The organism is Streptomyces sp. NPDC042259 (assembly GCF_055582085.1).
The window spans coordinates 87,104-100,332 of sequence record NZ_JBVJDW010000015.1; the positions used below are offsets into that span (position 1 = coordinate 87,104).

General features: G+C 67.6%; 10 protein-coding genes. 4 read left to right on the forward strand and 6 right to left on the reverse strand.

Annotated features, from left to right (window positions below):
- Positions 1–27 precede the first annotated feature (27 nt).
- The 4 genes from ACZ6MA_RS30525 (at position 28) to ACZ6MA_RS30540 (ending at position 2,077) form a co-directional block, all read left to right on the forward strand.
- A complete protein-coding gene (locus ACZ6MA_RS30525; RefSeq protein WP_469437736.1) occupies positions 28–354 on the forward strand; it encodes a hypothetical protein in 327 nt (108 codons plus the stop codon).
- An 84-nt stretch (positions 355–438) separates the two neighbouring features.
- A complete protein-coding gene (locus tag ACZ6MA_RS30530) occupies positions 439–1,482 on the forward strand; it encodes a peptidoglycan-binding protein (protein WP_469437737.1) in 1,044 nt (347 codons plus the stop codon).
- A gap of 47 nt (positions 1,483–1,529) precedes the next feature.
- On the forward strand, positions 1,530–1,808 hold the full coding sequence (locus ACZ6MA_RS30535; protein WP_469437739.1) for a hypothetical protein: 279 nt from the start codon (positions 1,530–1,532) through the stop codon (positions 1,806–1,808).
- Positions 1,805–2,077, forward strand: a complete 273-nt coding sequence (locus tag ACZ6MA_RS30540) for a hypothetical protein (protein ID WP_469437741.1) — start codon at positions 1,805–1,807, stop codon at positions 2,075–2,077. The genes ACZ6MA_RS30535 and ACZ6MA_RS30540 overlap by 4 nt, the downstream gene beginning before the upstream one ends.
- Before the next feature lie 144 nt (positions 2,078–2,221).
- Here the strand turns inward: ACZ6MA_RS30540 and ACZ6MA_RS30545 are convergent, their stop codons facing one another.
- The 6 genes from ACZ6MA_RS30545 to rplK all read right to left on the reverse strand — a co-directional run bounded on the left by ACZ6MA_RS30545 (position 2,222) and on the right by rplK (position 13,093).
- Positions 2,222–6,121 carry a DNA-directed RNA polymerase subunit beta' gene (locus ACZ6MA_RS30545; RefSeq protein WP_130878955.1) on the reverse strand — a complete coding sequence of 1,300 codons (3,900 nt, stop codon included), beginning with the start codon at positions 6,119–6,121 and terminating at the stop codon, positions 2,222–2,224.
- Positions 6,122–6,243: 122 nt separating this feature from the next.
- On the reverse strand, positions 6,244–9,726 hold the full coding sequence (gene rpoB / locus ACZ6MA_RS30550; protein WP_469437743.1) for a DNA-directed RNA polymerase subunit beta: 3,483 nt from the start codon (positions 9,724–9,726) through the stop codon (positions 6,244–6,246).
- A gap of 605 nt (positions 9,727–10,331) precedes the next feature.
- Positions 10,332–10,718, reverse strand: a complete 387-nt coding sequence (gene rplL / locus ACZ6MA_RS30555) for a 50S ribosomal protein L7/L12 (RefSeq protein WP_356449001.1) — start codon at positions 10,716–10,718, stop codon at positions 10,332–10,334.
- Positions 10,719–10,826: 108 nt separating this feature from the next.
- Positions 10,827–11,387, reverse strand: a complete 561-nt coding sequence (gene rplJ / locus ACZ6MA_RS30560; RefSeq protein ID WP_469437745.1) for a 50S ribosomal protein L10 — start codon at positions 11,385–11,387, stop codon at positions 10,827–10,829.
- 479 nt (positions 11,388–11,866) lie between these two features.
- Positions 11,867–12,583, reverse strand: coding sequence for a 50S ribosomal protein L1 (rplA, locus tag ACZ6MA_RS30565; RefSeq protein WP_130878951.1), 717 nt, complete (start codon positions 12,581–12,583; stop codon positions 11,867–11,869).
- 75 nt (positions 12,584–12,658) lie between these two features.
- Positions 12,659–13,093 (reverse strand): 50S ribosomal protein L11, encoded by a 435-nt coding sequence (rplK, locus tag ACZ6MA_RS30570; RefSeq protein WP_130878950.1) that lies wholly within the window; start codon positions 13,091–13,093, stop codon positions 12,659–12,661.
- Between the last annotated feature and the right edge of the window lie 136 nt (positions 13,094–13,229).

Sequence of the window (13,229 nt, forward strand, 5' to 3'; positions counted from 1 at the left end):
GGCCCCCATGCCGAAAAAGAGGAAACCATGACCACGCGAGCCATGTTCACCGGCGCCATCAAGACCATCGAGTCGCTCACGCGCACGTTCACCATCACCAGCCACTTCGAGCGCGGCCCGTTCACCGTGCGCATCCCCGAAGGGGGAATGCTGCTCGGCGCGGGCCAGCGCCTCACGATGCTGACGGCCGGGGCGTACTTCGACGGCGACCACCGCCTAGACGGTCAGCCGACTACCGACGGTCAGGGCTGGGACGTCACCCTTCCCGACTCCTTCACCGTCCGCGGCACCGAACCCGGCGCCGGGTGGAAGGCCGACGTGGCCATCACCGTCACCTACGCCGTCCCCGCCTGACCCCTCCCCACCCACGCGAACGCCCCAGACCGCCACGCGGCCCGGGGCGTTCGCGTACCCCCTCACACCTCTGGAGCGAAGCACATGGCTACTCCCCTCTCCGCCGACCAGTTCGTCGCCGCCCTCCGCGCCGAGGGCGTGCGCGTCGTCGAGGTCGGCGACTGGCGTGAGCACAACCGCAATCACAAGGGCGCCTGGGGCCCGGTCAACGGCGTGATCATCCACCACACCGTGACCAGCGGCACGCAGGAAAGCGTCGACCTCTGCTACGACGGCTACGACGAGCTGCCCGGCCCGCTGTGCCACGGCGTCATCGACAAGGCCGGCACCGTCCACCTCGTCGGCAACGGCCGCGCCAACCACGCCGGCAGCGGCGACGGCGATGTTCTCCAGGCCGTCGTCGCCGAGTCCGCCCTTCCCCGGCCCACCTCGATGGACGTCGACGGCAACGCGCGCTTCTACGGCTTCGAGTGCGTGAACCTCGGTGACGGCGCCGACCCCTGGCCGGCCGCCCAGCTCGACGCCATCGAGCGGGTCTCCGCCGCGCTCTGCCGCGCGCACGGCTGGGGCTCCGCGTCCGTCATCGGACACAAGGAGTGGACCGACACCAAGATCGACCCGGTCGGTTTCTCCATGGACGGCATGCGCGGCAAGATCGCGAGCCGCCTCGGGGCCGCGCCGGCGAAGCCGACCACGCCGCCGAAGGACGACCCCGCCAAGGCCACCCAGCCCTACACCGTCCGGGCCGGTGACACCCTGACCGGCATCGCCGAGTCCCACGCGACCACCGCGCCCGAGCTGGCCACGCTCAACGGCCTCAAGGACCCCGACGTCCTGCACCCCGGCCAGGAGCTGAAGGTGCCCGCAGCGGGCAACGCCTACGAGCCCTTCCCCGGTGCCGACTTCTTCCGGGCCGGGCCCAGCTCCCCCGTCGTCACCGCCATGGGCCGCCGGCTCGTCGCCGAGGGCTGCTCCGCGTACACCGAGGGCCCCGGCCCCCGGTGGACCGACGCCGACCGCGACTCCTACGCGAAGTGGCAGCGCAAGCTCGGCTTCGACGGCCCGGACGCCGACGGCTGGCCGGGCCGCAGCTCCTGGGACGCGCTCAAGGTCCCGCGCTCCTCCTGATCACCCGCCCCACCCCGGAACACCGGGAACACCGGAAAGGCCGTCCCTTGTCCGACGCCATCAAGCGGACCCTCCGCACCGTTCTCCAGACCGCCGTCGGTCTCGCGGTCGTCCTGCCCGCGATCGTCGACGCCTCCGGCGTCCCCGCGACCCTCCCCTGGGTCGCCGGGGCGCTGGCCGCCGCGGGCGCCCTCGCCCGCGTCATGGCGCTGCCGGCCGTCCAGGCCCTGCTCCCGGGCTGGCTCCGCACCGAGGCGGCGCCCCCGCCCAACGGGGACGCCGCCCTGCGCGCCCTCGCCGTCGAGGACGACCGGGGCCGCGCATGAACGACTCCGGCACGGAGGCGCCCGGCACCACCGCCATCGTCGCCCTGGAGCTGGAACGGCTCCGCGGCACGATGGAGGCCGGGTTCGCCCGGGTCGACGGCGCCCTCGCGCTGCTCGTCCAGCGCAGTGACCAGACCGACAAGCAGCTGGCCGACCACGAGGCGCGGCTCTACGCCCTGGAACGGGCCCGCTGGCCGCTGGCCAGCATCGCCGCGCTCACGGCCCTCGCCGGGCTGCTGCTCTCCGCCTGGGGGCTGGCCGCCCGATAGCGATCGGCTGAGCCCGGCGCCCAGCCCGTCCGGCGCTTGAGGACACCACGGCCCGCAGGGGGCCGACGTGCCCATCCCGGCAGGGAACGCCGCAGGGCGGCCACCTCTTTCGAGGTGGCCGCCCTGCGAGCGTGTTGTACAGACCTACTGGTTGTACGGACCGTAGTCGTAGTCCTCCAGCGGCACGGCCTGACCCGAACCCGTCCCGAAGGGCGAGTAGTCGATGTCGTCGTAGCCGACGGCCGAGTACATCGCGGCCTTGGCTTCCTCGGTCGGCTCGACCCGGATGTTGCGGTAGCGGGACAGACCCGTACCGGCCGGGATGAGCTTACCGATGATGACGTTCTCCTTGAGGCCGATCAGGGAGTCCGACTTGGCGTTGATCGCCGCGTCGGTGAGCACCCGGGTCGTCTCCTGGAAGGACGCCGCCGACAGCCAGGACTCGGTGGCGAGCGAGGCCTTGGTGATACCCATCAGCTGCGGACGGCCGGAGGCGGGGTGACCGCCCTCGGTGACCACACGACGGTTCTCGCCCTCGAAGCGCGTGCGCTCCACGAGCTCGCCCGGCAGCAGCTCCGCGTCGCCGGACTCGATGATCGTCACGCGGCGCAGCATCTGCCGGATGATGATCTCGATGTGCTTGTCGTGGATCGACACGCCCTGCGAGTTGTAGACCTTCTGGACTTCGCCGACCAGGTGGACCTGGACCGCGCGCTGGCCGAGGATGCGCAGCACGTCGTGCGGGTTGGTGGCACCCACGGTGAGCTTCTGGCCCACCTCGACGTGCTCGCCCTCGCTGACCAGCAGACGGGCACGCTTCGAGATCGGGAACGCCGTCTCGTCGCTGCCGTCGTCCGGAGTGACGACGATCTTCTTGGTCTTCTCGGTCTCCTCGATACGGATGCGGCCGGCCGCCTCCGAGATCGGGGCGACACCCTTGGGCGTACGGGCTTCGAAGAGCTCGACGACTCGGGGCAGACCCTGGGTGATGTCGTCACCGGCCACACCACCGGTGTGGAAGGTACGCATCGTCAGCTGGGTACCGGGCTCACCGATCGACTGGGCCGCGATGATACCGACGGCCTCACCGATGTCGACGAGCTTGCCGGTCGCCAGCGAGCGGCCGTAGCAGAAGGCACAGGTGCCGACCGCGGACTCGCAGGTCAGGACCGAGCGGGTCTTGACCGTCTCCACGCCGTGCGCGACGAGCTGCTCGATGAGCACGTCACCGAGGTCGACGTTGGCAGGCGCGATGACCTTGCCGTCGACGACGACGTCCTCGGCGAGCATACGGGCGTACACGCTGGTCTCGACGTCGTCCGTCTTGCGCAGGACACCGTCGGCGCCCTTGGTCGCGATCGCCAGCTTGAGGCCGCGCTCGGTGCCGCAGTCCTCCTCGCGGATGATCACGTCCTGCGAGACGTCCACCAGACGACGGGTCAGGTAACCCGAGTCGGCGGTACGGAGCGCGGTGTCCGCGAGACCCTTACGGGCACCGTGGGTGGAGATGAAGTACTCCAGCACGGAGAGACCCTCACGGAACGACGCCTTAATGGGTCGCGGGATGGTCTCGTTCTTCGCGTTCGACACCAGACCACGCATACCGGCGATCTGTCGCATCTGCATCATGTTTCCTCGGGCACCCGAGTCAACCATCATGAAGATGGGGTTCGTCTTGGGGAAGTTCGCGTTCATCGCCTCGGCGACCTCGTTGGTCGCCTTGGTCCAGATCGCGATGAGTTCCTGCGTGCGCTCGTCCTTGGTGATCAGACCGCGCTCGTACTGCTTCTGGACCTTCTCGTCCTGGGCCTCGTAGCCCTTGACGATGGCCTTCTTGGCCTCCGGGACGACGATGTCCGTGACGGCGACGGTGACGCCGGAACGGGTCGCCCAGTGGAAGCCCGCGGCCTTCAGGTTGTCGAGCGTCGCCGCCACGATGACCTTGGGGTAGCGCTCGGCCAGGTCGTTGACGATCTCGGAGAGCTGCTTCTTGCCCACCGAGTAGTCGACGAACGGGTAGTCCTCGGGCAGCAGCTCGTTGAAGAGCGCGCGGCCCAGGGTGGTGCGCAGGCGGAAGGTGTCCCCCTGCTGCCACTCCGGCTCGCCCTCCTCCGCGACCGGCGGGGTCCAGCCACGCGGCGGGACGGTGCCGATCGGGAAGCGGATGTCGACCTTCGCCTGGAGCGAGAGCTCCCGGGCGTCGAACGCCATGATCGCCTCGGCGACCGAGCCGAAGGACCGGCCCTCGCCGATGACCTTGCGCTCTTCCTCGTCGGTGGTGAGGAAGAACAGACCCAGCACCATGTCCTGGGTCGGCATGGTGACCGGACGGCCGTCGGCCGGCTTGAGGATGTTGTTCGAGGACAGCATCAGGATGCGGGCCTCGGCCTGCGCCTCCGCGGAGAGCGGCAGGTGCACGGCCATCTGGTCACCGTCGAAGTCCGCGTTGAACGCGGTGCAGACGAGCGGGTGGATCTGGATGGCCTTGCCCTCGACCAGCTGCGGCTCGAAGGCCTGGATGCCGAGACGGTGCAGCGTGGGCGCACGGTTCAGCAGCACCGGGTGCTCGGCGATGACCTCTTCGAGCACGTCGTACACGACCGTGCGGCCGCGCTCGACCATGCGCTTCGCCGACTTGATGTTCTGCGCGTGGTTCAGGTCGACCAGGCGCTTCATCACGAACGGCTTGAAGAGCTCCAGCGCCATGGCCTTGGGCAGACCACACTGGTGCAGCTTCAGCTGCGGACCGACGACGATGACGGAACGCGCGGAGTAGTCCACACGCTTACCGAGCAGGTTCTGACGGAAACGACCCTGCTTGCCCTTGAGCATGTCGCTCAGGGACTTCAGCGGGCGGTTGCCCGGACCGGTGACCGGACGGCCACGACGGCCGTTGTCGAACAGCGCGTCGACGGCCTCCTGCAGCATCCGCTTCTCGTTGTTCACGATGATCTCGGGGGCACCGAGGTCAAGGAGACGCTTGAGGCGGTTGTTGCGGTTGATCACACGGCGGTACAGGTCGTTCAGGTCGGAGGTCGCGAAGCGGCCACCGTCCAGCTGCACCATCGGACGCAGGTCCGGCGGAATCACGGGGATGCAGTCGAGCACCATGCCGCTGGGGCTGTTGCGGGTCTGCAGGAAGGCGGAGACGACCTTGAGGCGCTTGAGCGCACGGGTCTTCTTCTGGCCCTTGCCGGTCCGGATGATCTCGCGGAGGCGCTCGGCCTCCTCGTCGAGGTCGAAGGACTCCAGACGCTTCTGCAGCGCGGCGGCGCCCATCGCACCCATGAAGTAGGTGCCGAAGCGGTCGCGCAGCTCGCGGTAGAGCAGCTCGTCGCCCTCGAGGTCCTGGACCTTGAGGTTCTTGAAGCGGCTCCACACCTCGTCGAGGCGGTCGATCTCGCGCTGCGCGCGGTCGCGCAGCTGCTTCATCTCACGCTCGGCACCCTCGCGCACCTTGCGGCGCACGTCGGCCTTGGCACCCTCGGCCTCGAGCTCGGCCAGGTCGGACTCGAGCTTCTTGGCACGGGCCTCGAGGTCGGCGTCGCGGCGCTGCTCGATCTGCTGACGCTCGACGGAGACGTGCGCCTCCAGCGAGGGCAGGTCGCGCGTGCGGCGCTCCTCGTCCACCCACGTGATCATGTAGGCGGCGAAGTAGATGACCTTCTCGAGGTCCTTCGGGGCGAGGTCGAGCAGGTAGCCCAGCCGCGACGGAACGCCCTTGAAGTACCAGATGTGGGTGACGGGAGCGGCAAGCTCGATGTGGCCCATCCGCTCACGACGCACCTTGGCGCGAGTGACCTCGACGCCGCAGCGCTCACAGATGATGCCCTTGAAGCGGACACGCTTGTACTTGCCGCAGTAGCACTCCCAGTCCCGGGTCGGACCGAAGATCTTCTCGCAGAAGAGTCCGTCCTTTTCGGGCTTCAGGGTGCGGTAGTTGATGGTCTCCGGCTTCTTGACCTCGCCGTGGGACCAGGTTCGGATGTCGTCCGCGGTCGCCAGGCCGATCCGCAGCTCGTCGAAGAAGTTGACGTCGAGCACTGTTCGTCAATCCCTCTTTCAGGGTTTGTGCCCCCTCGCGCCAGCGAGTTAGTGGGCTCTACATCATGGTCTGGGGGTCCGGGGACGGCCGGGGCTCCGCTAGGGAGCCCCGACCAGACCCGTCAGACCTCTTCGACGCTGCTCGGCTCGCGCCGGGACAGGTCGATACCGAGCTCTTCCGCAGCGCGGAAGACGTCCTCGTCCGTGTCGCGCATCTCGATGGACATGCCGTCCGAGGACAGCACCTCCACGTTGAGGCACAGGGACTGCATTTCCTTGATGAGCACCTTGAAGGACTCGGGAATGCCGGGCTCGGGGATGTTCTCGCCCTTGACGATGGCCTCGTAGACCTTCACGCGGCCGGTGACGTCGTCGGACTTGATGGTCAGCAGCTCCTGGAGGGCGTACGCGGCGCCGTATGCCTCCAGCGCCCACACCTCCATCTCACCGAAGCGCTGGCCACCGAACTGAGCCTTACCACCCAGCGGCTGCTGGGTGATCATCGAGTACGGACCGGTCGAACGGGCATGCAGCTTGTCGTCGACCAGGTGGTGCAGCTTGAGGATGTACATGTAGCCGACCGAGATCGGGTCCGGGAACGGCTCGCCGGAGCGGCCGTCGAACATCCGGGCCTTACCGGAGGGCAGGACCAGCCGGTCACCGTCGCGGTTGGGGATCGTGGACTCGAAGAGACCGGCGATCTCGTCCTCGCGGGCGCCGTCGAAGACCGGGGTCGCGACGTTGGTGCCGGCGGCGACATCGTCGGCGCCGATCGCCTGCAGACGCTTCATCCAGTCCTCGTCGCCCTCGACCTTCCAGCCGCGGCTGGCGAGCCAGCCGAGGTGGATCTCGAGGACCTGGCCCGGGTTCATTCGGGACGGGACACCGAGGGGGTTGAGGATGATGTCGACCGGGGTGCCGTCCTCGAGGAACGGCATGTCCTCGACCGGCAGGATCTTCGAGATGACGCCCTTGTTGCCGTGACGGCCGGCGAGCTTGTCACCATCGGTGATCTTGCGCTTCTGCGCCACGTAGACGCGGACCAGCTGGTTCACGCCCGGGGGCAGTTCGTCGCCCTCTTCGCGGTCGAAGACGCGGACGCCGATGACCTTGCCGATCTCACCGTGCGGGACCTTGAGCGAGGTGTCACGCACCTCGCGGGCCTTCTCACCGAAGATCGCGCGGAGCAGGCGCTCCTCCGGGGTCAGCTCGGTCTCGCCCTTGGGCGTGACCTTGCCGACCAGGATGTCGCCGGCGACGACCTCGGCACCGATGCGGATGATGCCGCGCTCGTCGAGGTCGGCGAGGACCTCCTCGGAGACGTTCGGGATGTCCCGGGTGATCTCCTCGGGGCCCAGCTTGGTGTCACGGGCGTCGACCTCGTGCTCCTCGATGTGGATCGAGGAGAGGACGTCGTCCTGTACGAGGCGCTGCGACAGGATGATCGCGTCCTCGTAGTTGTGGCCTTCCCACGGCATGAACGCCACGAGGAGGTTCTTGCCGAGCGCCATCTCGCCCTCGTCCGTGGACGGGCCGTCGGCGAGCACCTGGCCGGTGATCACGCGGGCGCCCTCGTCCACGACGACCTTCTGGTTGAAGGACGTGCCCTGGTTCGAGCGGGAGAACTTGGCGATCCGGTACGTGTTGTACGTGCCGTCGTCGTTGGCGACGGTGACGTAGTCCGCGGAGACCTCCTGGACCACACCGTCCTTCTCGGCCTTGATGACGTCACCGGCGTCGACCGCACAGCGGTACTCCATGCCGGTGCCGACCAGCGGGGCCTCCGCCTTGATCAGCGGAACGGCCTGGCGCATCATGTTCGATCCCATGAGCGCGCGGTTGGCGTCGTCGTGCTCGAGGAACGGGATCATGGCGGTCGCGACCGACACCATCTGGCGCGGGGAGACGTCCATGTAGTCGATGTCCGTGCCGGGCACGTAGTCGATCTCGCCGCCACGACGACGGACCAGGACGCGGTCCTCGGCGTAGGTGTTCTCGTCCGTCAGCGGGGCGTTCGCCTGCGCGATGACGAAGCGGTCCTCCTCGTCGGCGGTGAGGAAGTCCACCTGGTCGGTGACGACACCGTCGACGACCTTGCGGTACGGGGTCTCGACGAAACCGAACGCGTTGACGCGGCCGTACGAGGCGAGCGAGCCGATCAGACCGATGTTCGGGCCTTCGGGCGTCTCGATCGGGCACATGCGGCCGTAGTGCGACGGGTGAACGTCTCGGACCTCGAAGCCGGCCCGCTCACGGGAGAGACCACCGGGGCCCAGCGCGGACAGACGACGCTTGTGGGTCAGGCCCGACAGCGGGTTCGTCTGGTCCATGAACTGGGACAGCTGGCTGGTGCCGAAGAACTCCTTGATGGAGGCGACGACCGGCCGGATGTTGATCAGGGTCTGCGGCGTGATCGCCTCGACGTCCTGGGTGGTCATCCGCTCGCGGACGACGCGCTCCATACGAGCCAGACCCGTGCGGACCTGGTTCTGGATGAGCTCGCCGACGTTGCGCAGACGACGGTTGCCGAAGTGGTCGATGTCGTCGGTCTCGACGACGATCGTGGTGCCGTTCTGGCCCACGGTCTCCGTCTCGCCGGCGTGCAGCTTCACCAGGTACTTGATCGTCGCGATGATGTCGTCGACGGTCAGCACACCGGCATCGAGCGGCTGGTCCGCACCGAGCTTCTTGTTGGCCTTGTAGCGGCCGACCTTCGCGAGGTCGTAGCGCTTGGGGTTGAAGTAGAGGTTCTCGAGCAGCGTCTGCGCGGCCTCACGGGTCGGCGGCTCGCCCGGACGCAGCTTGCGGTAGATGTCGAGCAGCGCGTCGTCCTGGCCCTGGGTGTGGTCCTTCTCCAGGGTGGCGCGCATCGACTCGTACTCGCCGAACTCCTCGAGGATCTGCTCGGTCGTCCAACCGAGAGCCTTCAGGAGAACGGTCACGGACTGCTTGCGCTTGCGGTCGATGCGGACACCGACCAGGTCGCGCTTGTCGACCTCGAGCTCCAGCCAGGCACCACGGGAGGGGATCACCCGGGCGGAGAAGATGTCCTTGTCGGACGTCTTGTCGATGGAGGAGTCGAAGTAGACACCCGGCGAGCGGACCAGCTGCGACACGACGACACGCTCGGTGCCGTTGATGCAGAAGGTGCCCTTGTTGGTCATGAGCGGGAAGTCGCCCATGAAGACCGTCTGAGACTTGATCTCACCGGTCTCGTTGTTGGTGAACTCCGCGGTGACGAAGAGCGGGGCCGCGTACGTGAAGTCGCGCTCCTTGCACTCGTCGATGGAGTTCTTCGGCGGCTCGAAACGGTGGTCGCGGAAGGTCAGCGACATCGACCCGGAGAAGTCCTCGATCGGGGAGATCTCTTCGAAGATCTCCTCCAGACCGGACTTGGTGGGGACGTCTTGACCACTGTCCAGCGCAGCCTCGACGCGAGCCTTCCAGGCGGCGTTGCCGAGCAGCCAGTCGAAGCTCTCGGTCTGCAGCGCAAGGAGGTTCGGAACCTCGAGGGGCTCCTTGATCTTCGCAAAAGAGATGCGCAGCGGGGCGGTGCTGGCGCCGGTGTTCGTATTGGCAGTCGAGGCGTTGCGCGAGGCGGCCAAGAGGGGGTCCTTCCGAGGGCTCGGACTCACTACGCGCGTACCGGTCCCGCTCCGTGCATACGAGAGAAATCCCAGCTCGGGGGTTTCCATCAGCAGTGCTCGACAGCGGGCATGCCCCTGGTGACGGGCAGGGAGCAGCTAACAGGCAGCGCAAAGGGTCAGTGTAGCCACTTGGCCCACTGATGTCCAGAGCGGATTTCCGGAGACCGGTTCGATACCAACCTCTCCCTCCGGGATCCTGTTGTTCCTCGCGTCTGGCACATCGCCTGACGCAAGGCTTCCCTCTTCGTCTTCGATCCATGCCTCGGCCTTTGGATCGATGTGACGCGCGTCCTGAGAATTGCGCGCGACGTGCCGTTCGTCAAGGCCCCTCGGCCCCGGGCGGCCTTCCAAAAGCCCGTCTGTGGCCCCCACGACCCCTCCGCGGCGGCCGCCCGCGGGCCGCACGGCGGGAACAACGAAGATCACCATACTCGTCCTCGGGCCGAGGGCAAGGCACCTGCCGGGGGAACGCCCAAGGGCGACCACCCGCATGGGTGATCGCCCTTGAGTTCGCGCCGCCGGAACGTGTCCGACGGCACAGGAGAGTCAGCAGACTCCGAAGGTCACTTGACCTCGACGGAGGCGCCGGCGCCCTTGAGGGCCTCGGCGGCCTTCTCCGCGGCGTCCTTGGCGACCTTCTCGAGGACCGGCTTCGGGGTGCCGTCGACGAGGTCCTTGGCCTCCTTCAGGCCCAGGGAGGTCAGCTCACGCACGACCTTGATGACCTGGATCTTCTTGTCACCGGCGGCGGTGAGGATGACGTCGAACTCGTCCTGCTCCTCGACGGCCTCGGCGGCGCCACCAGCGGCACCACCGGCGGCGGCAACGGCGACCGGGGCGGCGGCGGTGACGTCGAACTTCTCCTCGAAGGCCTTCACGAACTCGGAGAGCTCGATGAGGGTCATCTCCTCGAACTGGGCGAGCAGGTCGTCCTGGCTGAGCTTCGCCATGATGGCGGTCCTTCCACTAAATCGGCTGGTGCCGGATGTACATTTCGGCGGGCGTACTACGGGCCCGCTGCGACCGTGACGGACGCGAGGTCACACGCTTGCGCGTGATTACTCGGCGGCCTCGGCCTCGACGGGAGCCGGCGTACCGGCACCGCCCTGCTCGACCTTCGCGCGAAGCGCCTCCGCGGTGCGGATGAACTTCGACGGCAGGGCCTGGAAGAGCGCGGCAGTCTGGGACTGCTTGCCCTTCATGGCACCCGCCAGCTTGGCGAGCAGAACCTCGCGGGACTCGAGGTCCGCAAGCTTCTTGATCTCATCGGCGGACAGCGCCTTGCCATCAAGGACACCGCCCTTGATGATCAGGTTCGGGTTTTCCTTGGCGAAGTCACGAAGACCCTTCGCCGACTCCACCGGGTCACCGGTGATGAAGGCAACCGCCGTCGGACCAGTGAAGTGGTCGTCGAGCGTGGTGATCCCGGCCTCGTTGGCCGCAATCTTGGTCAGCGTGTTCTTCACCACGGCGTACTGGGCGTTCTCACCGAGCGAACGGCGCAGCTCCTTGAGCTGTGCCACGGTGAGACCGCGGTACTCGGTCAGCACGGCGGCGTTCGAGCTGCGGAACTGGTCCGTCAGCTCGGCAACCGCGGCAGACTTGTCGGGCCTCGCCATGAGCCTCGGCCTCCTTCCGGGTGATTCGGACCGCATAGACACGCGAAGGGACCTGGGCAAAACGAAACGCCCCGGCGCAGGCGCTCGGGGCGTGTACTCGACCGTCCGGACCAGGGGTCCTCACGGGAGTTCATCCTCAAATCACCTGCGCAGGTCGCCCGCAGCTAGCGGATCCTTCGGCCACCACACCTTCTTGCGAAGGCACAGCAACGACCAGCGGTCTTTGGCTTCTGGCTCAAGGTACGTGAAGGGGGCGGCCGGAAGCAAATCGCCTCCCGCGGGGTGGTTTGAGCCCTGCTCGGCGGGGGTGTGAGGGTCTCCCGCGAGCGGCCCTTCCCTTCGGGCGGTCGGCCGCCGCCAGGCGCCCAGAAGGCCCGCCAGGCGCCTTTGCGCACGCATACGAAAAGGCCGGGCCCCGCACTCCCGAAGGGGTGCGGGGCCCGGCCCGGTAACGATCGCTCGCTACGAGAACGCGTCTATCAGACGGTCTCGTCCTCCGCGAGGAGGTTGCGGGTGCGGTTGGAGTCCAGCGGGATGCCGGGGCCCATCGTCGTGGTGAGGGTCGCCTTCTTGATGTAGCGGCCCTTGGCGGCGGACGGCTTCAGACGAAGGATCTCGTCCAGCGCCGCGGCGTAGTTCTCGACCAGCTTCGTCTCGTCGAAGGAGACCTTGCCGATGATGAAGTGCAGGTTCGAGTGCTTGTCGACGCGGAACTCGATCTTGCCGCCCTTGATGTCCGTGACAGCCTTCGCCACGTCCGGGGTGACCGTGCCGGTCTTCGGGTTCGGCATCAGACCACGCGGACCGAGCACGCGGCCGAGGCGGCCGACCTTGCCCATGAGGTCCGGGGTGGCGACGACGGCGTCGAAGTCCAGACGGCCCTTCGCAACCTCGTCGATCAGTTCGTCGGAGCCGACGATGTCGGCGCCGGCGGCTTCCGCGGCCGCAGCACGGTCACCGGTCGCGAAGACCAGGACCCGGGCGGTCTTACCGGTGCCGTGCGGAAGGTTCACGGTGCCACGGACCATCTGGTCGGCCTTGCGCGGGTCGACGCCCAGACGCATGGCGACCTCGACGGTGCCGTCGAACTTGGTGGCGGAGGTGTCCTTCGCGAGACGGACGGCCTCGAGGGGGGCGTACAGGCGCTCCGCCTCGACCTTGGCGTCCGCAGCGCGGAGAGTCTTGCTGCGCTTCACTGCTTCTCCTCAGTGGTTATGGAGTCGTGGTGCGGACCAGCGCTGGTCCTCCCACGGGTACTGCGACGGGGCTGATCAGCCTTCGACGGTGATGCCCATGGAACGGGCGGTGCCGGCGATGATCTTCTCGGCGGCGTCCAGGTCGTTCGCGTTCAGGTCGGGCATCTTCGTGGTGGCGATGTCACGAACCTGGTCGCGGGTGATCTTGGCGACCTTCTTGACGTGCGGCTCGCCGGAGCCCTTCTCCACGCCCGCGGCCTTGAGGATCAGCTTCGCGGCCGGCGGGGTCTTCGTCACGAAGGTGAAGGAGCGGTCTTCGTAGACCGTGATCTCCACCGGCACGACCATGCCACGCTGCGACTCGGTCGCGGCGTTGTAGGCCTTGCAGAACTCCATGATGTTGACGCCGTGCTGGCCCAGCGCGGGGCCGACCGGCGGGGCCGGGTTGGCGGCACCGGCGCTGATCTGGAGCTTGATAAGCCCCGTGATCTTCTTCTTCTTGGGAGGCATTGCTCTCTCCGGGTCCTAGTGAGAGTTTTTTTGCCTGCGCACAGAGCGCGCAGGCATACCGCACCACGATAACGGGTAACATGCTGCGGCCAAAAACCGAGCAGGTCAGACAGGCTGCAAGCAGCCCGTCTGACCT

What these genes read in the sequence shown, in the direction of transcription:
- ACZ6MA_RS30525 (WP_469437736.1), top strand. Translation starts at nt 28, where the DNA reads ATGACCACGCGAGCCATGTTCACCGGCGCCATCAAGACCATCGAGTCG.
- ACZ6MA_RS30530 (WP_469437737.1), top strand. Translation starts at nt 439, where the DNA reads ATGGCTACTCCCCTCTCCGCCGACCAGTTCGTCGCCGCCCTCCGCGCC.
- ACZ6MA_RS30540 (WP_469437741.1), top strand. Translation starts at nt 1,805, where the DNA reads ATGAACGACTCCGGCACGGAGGCGCCCGGCACCACCGCCATCGTCGCC.
- rplL (WP_356449001.1), bottom strand. Translation starts at nt 10,718, where the DNA reads ATGGCGAAGCTCAGCCAGGACGACCTGCTCGCCCAGTTCGAGGAGATG.
- rplJ (WP_469437745.1), bottom strand. Translation starts at nt 11,387, where the DNA reads ATGGCGAGGCCCGACAAGTCTGCCGCGGTTGCCGAGCTGACGGACCAG.
- rplK (WP_130878950.1), bottom strand. Translation starts at nt 13,093, where the DNA reads ATGCCTCCCAAGAAGAAGAAGATCACGGGGCTTATCAAGCTCCAGATC.